A 3,690-nucleotide genomic window follows, 5' to 3' on the forward strand; every position below is an offset into this window, starting at 1 on the left:
CGGGACGTCGCTTACCGCTCGTCGAAGCTCACAACCACGCGCTCGCTCACCGGATGGCACTGGCAGGTCAGCACGAAACCCTCATCGATCTCGTGTTGTTCGAGCGTGTAGTTCTTGTCCATCTTCACTTCGCCTTCGAGCACTTTCGCGCGGCACGTGCAGCACACCCCGCCCTTGCACGCGTACGGCAACGCGAGCCCTGCCTTCAGACCGACATCGAGCACGCTCACGCCTTCATAAGGCAGACGCAGCTTGCGCTTCTTGCCATCGATGACCAGTTCCAGATCCGCCGCCGGCGTGCTCTCCGTAATCTCGATCGTCGGCGCACCCGCCTGCGGCAACGGCGTGCCGAAGCGCTCCACATGAATCTGCTTCGGCGGCACGCCCGCTTCTTTCAGTGCGGCTTCAGCGGCATCCATCATCGGGCCGGGGCCGCAGATGAACGCTTCATCGATCTCTTCAGGCGAGAGCAGCGTCGAAAGAAACGCCTTGCACTTCTCCTGATCCAGCACGCCGTTGAACAACTCGACATCCTGCAAATCATCGGACAGCACGTGATACAGCGAGAACCGGTCCATATACCGGTTCTTCAGATCCTCGAGTTCTTCGGCAAACATGATCGCGTCGACACTGCGATTGCCGTACACCAGCGTGAAGCGGCTCGTCGGCTCCATGTCCAGCGTCGTCTTGATGATCGCCAGCACCGGCGTGATGCCCGAGCCGCCCGAGAACGCCACGTAATGCTTCGCGTGATCCGCGTTCAGATGCGTGAAGAAGCGTCCGTCGGGCGTCATCACCTCGATCTCATGGCCCGGCTTCAAGGTCTCGAACGCGAAGTTCGAGAAGCGCCCGCCGCGCACGCGCTTGATGCCGATGCGCAATTCGCCATCGCGATCGTAGTCGGTCACGCCCACGCAGATCGAATACGAGCGGCGCGTCTCCTCGCCATCGATATGCGTCTTGAGCGTCACGAACTGGCCCTGCGTGAAGCGAAACGCATCGCGCAATGCGGGCGGCACATCGAACGAAACGGTGAGCGCGTCGGCGGTTTCGGGGCGCACGTCGCGAATGCGCAGCGGATGAAATTGCGGAGTCGCCATGTTTTCTCGGCTCGCTTGTCAGTGAGGTTCAGTACGGCTTGAAGTAATCGAACGGCTCGCGGCAATCGATGCATCGATACAACGCCTTGCACGCCGTCGAGCCGAATTGCGCCAGCTTCTCCGTGTGCGTCGAGCCGCAGCGCGGGCACGCGATCGTCGCGGGCTTGCGCGCCACGAAGCGGATCGGCTTCTCTGCGCTGCCGCATGCGCCCGTCGGCGGCGCGATGCCGTAGCGGCGCAGCTTCTCGCGCGCGTCATCGGTGATCCAGTCGGTCGTCCACGCAGGCGCCAGCACCGTCTCGATGCGATGCGCGCCGAGTTGCGCATCATCGATCGCTTTCGCGATGTCCTCAGCAATCTGCGACATCGCAGGACAGCCCGAGTACGTCGGCGTGATCACCACTTCGAGCACGCCATCGTCGCCGTGACGCACATCGCGCAAGATGCCCAGCTCGCGAATCGATACCACCGGAATCTCCGGATCGGGCACCGACTCGAGCACGTGCCACGCGCGTTCGATCGTGGTTTGCATGGCCTGCATTACCAGCTCGCGCCCGGATGCTGACGCGCCAGGCTCTGCATCTCCGCCAGCAGATAACCCATGTGCTCCGAGTGCTCGCCTTGCTTGCCCGTCGTGACGTGCTGCACTTCTACGGGCACTTTGAGCGTCGCCTCATCGAGCGCCGATGCAACCTGCTCGCGCCACGCCGCTTCGAACTCGCTCGCCAGCGGCGCGATGCCCGCATCGGCGACGGCCTGTTCGATTGCATCGGTCGCGAAGAACTCGCGCGTGTACGGCATCAGATAATCGAGCGCAGCCTGCGCACGCCGATGCGACTCCGCAGTGCCATCGCCGAAACGCACCAGCCAGTCGCGCGCGTGATGCAGGTGATAGCTCGTCTCCTTGATCGACTTCGCCGCGATCGCCGCGAGTTGCGCATCGTTCGATGATTGCAATGCGCTCCACACTTCCATCATCAACGCCGAGTACAGGAAGTTGCGCACGATCGTCACCGCGTAATCGCGCTCCGTGCGCGTCGTGCCCGCGAGCGGGCCGAAGTGCGGCAACTCCGCGATCGTGTAGTTGGCGAACTCGCGCTCGGTGCGGAAGTACGCGTAATCGTCTTCGGTCTTTTTGTTGCCGTTGAGCGATGCTTCGAGCGAAGCAGCATGCGTGTAGAGCAAACGCGCCTGACCGATCAGATCCAGACTGATGTTCGCCAGCGCAATATCCTCTTCCAGTGCCGGGCCGTGACTGCACCACTCCGCGTTGCGCTGTCCGAGAATCAGCGCGTTGTCGGCAAGACGCAGCACGTAGGCGAGATGTTCTTTCTGGCTCATGTCGCGCGCCCTTACATGTGATTGATTTCGTCGGGCAGCACGAAGAACGTCGGATGCCGATAGATCTTGTCGCCCGCGGGCTCGAACAACTCGGCCTTGTCTGCCGGGTCCGATGCCGTGATCGCCGCCGAGGGCACCACCCAGATGCTCACGCCTTCCTGACGACGCGTGTACACGTCGCGCGCCATGCGCAACGCCGCGCCCGCGTCCGGTGCGTGCAGGCTGCCGCAATGCTTGTGATCCAGTCCCTGCTTGCTGCGCACGAACACTTCCCAGATCGGCCATTCCTTGTTCATCTTCATCGTCTCCATGCTCATGCAGCTTGTTGGTGGGCGCGGGCTTTTTGCTTCTCGGCATACGCCAGTGCGGCTTCGCGAACCCACGCGCCGTCATCGTGCGCCTTCACGCGCGTGGCGAGGCGCTCCTTGTTGCACGGACCGTCGCCGTTGACCACGCGCCAGAACTCGTCCCAGTCGATCGCGCCGTAGTCGTGCGCTTGCCGCGCTTCGTTCCACTTCAAATCGGGATCGGGCAATGTGACGCCGAGGATCTTCGCCTGCTCGACGGTCGCATCGACGAACTTCTGACGCAGGTCATCGTTCGAGATGCGCTTGATGCCCCACGCGAACGACTGGCCGCTGTGGATCGAATCCTTGTCGCTCGGGCCGAACATCATCAGCACCGGCCACCACCAGCGGTTCACCGCCTGCTGCACGAGATCCTTCTGCGCTTGCGTGCCTTTCATCATCGCGAGCAGCGCGTCGAAGCCCTGGCGTTGGTGGAACGACTCCTCCTTGCAGATGCGGATCATCGCGCGGGCATACGGCCCGTAGGTGCAGCGGCACAGCGGAATCTGGTTCATGATCGCGGCGCCATCGACGAGCCAGCCGATCACGCCGACATCGGCCCACGTGGGTGTCGGATAGTTGAAGATGCTCGAATATTTCGCCTTGCCTGCGTGCAGCGCGGCGACCAGTTGATCGCGCGAGACGCCCAGTGTTTCGGCCGCGCTGTAGAGGTACAGACCGTGGCCGCCTTCGTCCTGCACCTTCGCGAGCAGGATCGCCTTGCGTTTGAGGCTCGGCGCGCGGCTGATCCAGTTGCCCTCGGGCTGCATCCCGATGATCTCCGAATGCGCGTGCTGCGAGATCTGACGCACCAGCGTCTTGCGATACGCCTCGGGCATCCAGTCCTGCGGCTCGATCTTGCCGTCGGCCTGCATCACCGCGTCGAAGCGGGTTTGGGCGGC

5 protein-coding genes are annotated in these 3,690 nt (G+C 63.0%); all 5 read right to left on the reverse strand.

Translation table 11 applies throughout. The features are described 5' to 3' along the window. Nucleotides 1-11: 11 nt before the first annotated feature. The gene (gene paaE, locus QCE49_RS33445) at nt 12-1,100 is read right to left on the reverse strand and encodes a 1,2-phenylacetyl-CoA epoxidase subunit PaaE (RefSeq protein WP_008352720.1); all 1,089 of its coding nucleotides are present in this window, start codon (nt 1,098-1,100) and stop codon (nt 12-14) included. A 28-nt stretch (nt 1,101-1,128) separates the two neighbouring features. Then, nucleotides 1,129-1,641, reverse strand: coding sequence for a 1,2-phenylacetyl-CoA epoxidase subunit PaaD (gene paaD / locus QCE49_RS33450; protein WP_008352721.1), 513 nt, complete (start codon nt 1,639-1,641; stop codon nt 1,129-1,131). Next, nucleotides 1,641-2,441 (reverse strand): 1,2-phenylacetyl-CoA epoxidase subunit PaaC, encoded by an 801-nt coding sequence (paaC, locus tag QCE49_RS33455; RefSeq protein ID WP_008349547.1) that lies wholly within the window; start codon nt 2,439-2,441, stop codon nt 1,641-1,643. Before paaC ends, paaD begins: the two co-directional genes overlap by 1 nt. 11 nt (nt 2,442-2,452) lie before the next feature. After that, on the reverse strand, nt 2,453-2,737 hold the full coding sequence (gene paaB / locus QCE49_RS33460; protein ID WP_008349546.1) for a 1,2-phenylacetyl-CoA epoxidase subunit PaaB: 285 nt from the start codon (nt 2,735-2,737) through the stop codon (nt 2,453-2,455). 17 nt (nt 2,738-2,754) lie between these two features. Next, nucleotides 2,755-3,690: 1,2-phenylacetyl-CoA epoxidase subunit PaaA (gene paaA / locus QCE49_RS33465; protein ID WP_250439785.1), on the reverse strand; the 936-nt coding region annotated here is incomplete at its 5' end.

This window comes from Caballeronia sp. LZ008 (assembly GCF_031451435.1).
Lineage (GTDB): Bacteria > Pseudomonadota > Gammaproteobacteria > Burkholderiales > Burkholderiaceae > Caballeronia > Caballeronia zhejiangensis.

Coding starts and splice junctions, on each gene's coding strand:
- paaB (WP_008349546.1), bottom strand. CDS start 2,737: ATGAACAAGGAATGGCCGATCTGGGAAGTGTTCGTGCGCAGCAAGCAG.
- paaD (WP_008352721.1), bottom strand. CDS start 1,641: ATGCAGGCCATGCAAACCACGATCGAACGCGCGTGGCACGTGCTCGAG.
- paaE (WP_008352720.1), bottom strand. CDS start 1,100: ATGGCGACTCCGCAATTTCATCCGCTGCGCATTCGCGACGTGCGCCCC.
- paaC (WP_008349547.1), bottom strand. CDS start 2,441: ATGAGCCAGAAAGAACATCTCGCCTACGTGCTGCGTCTTGCCGACAAC.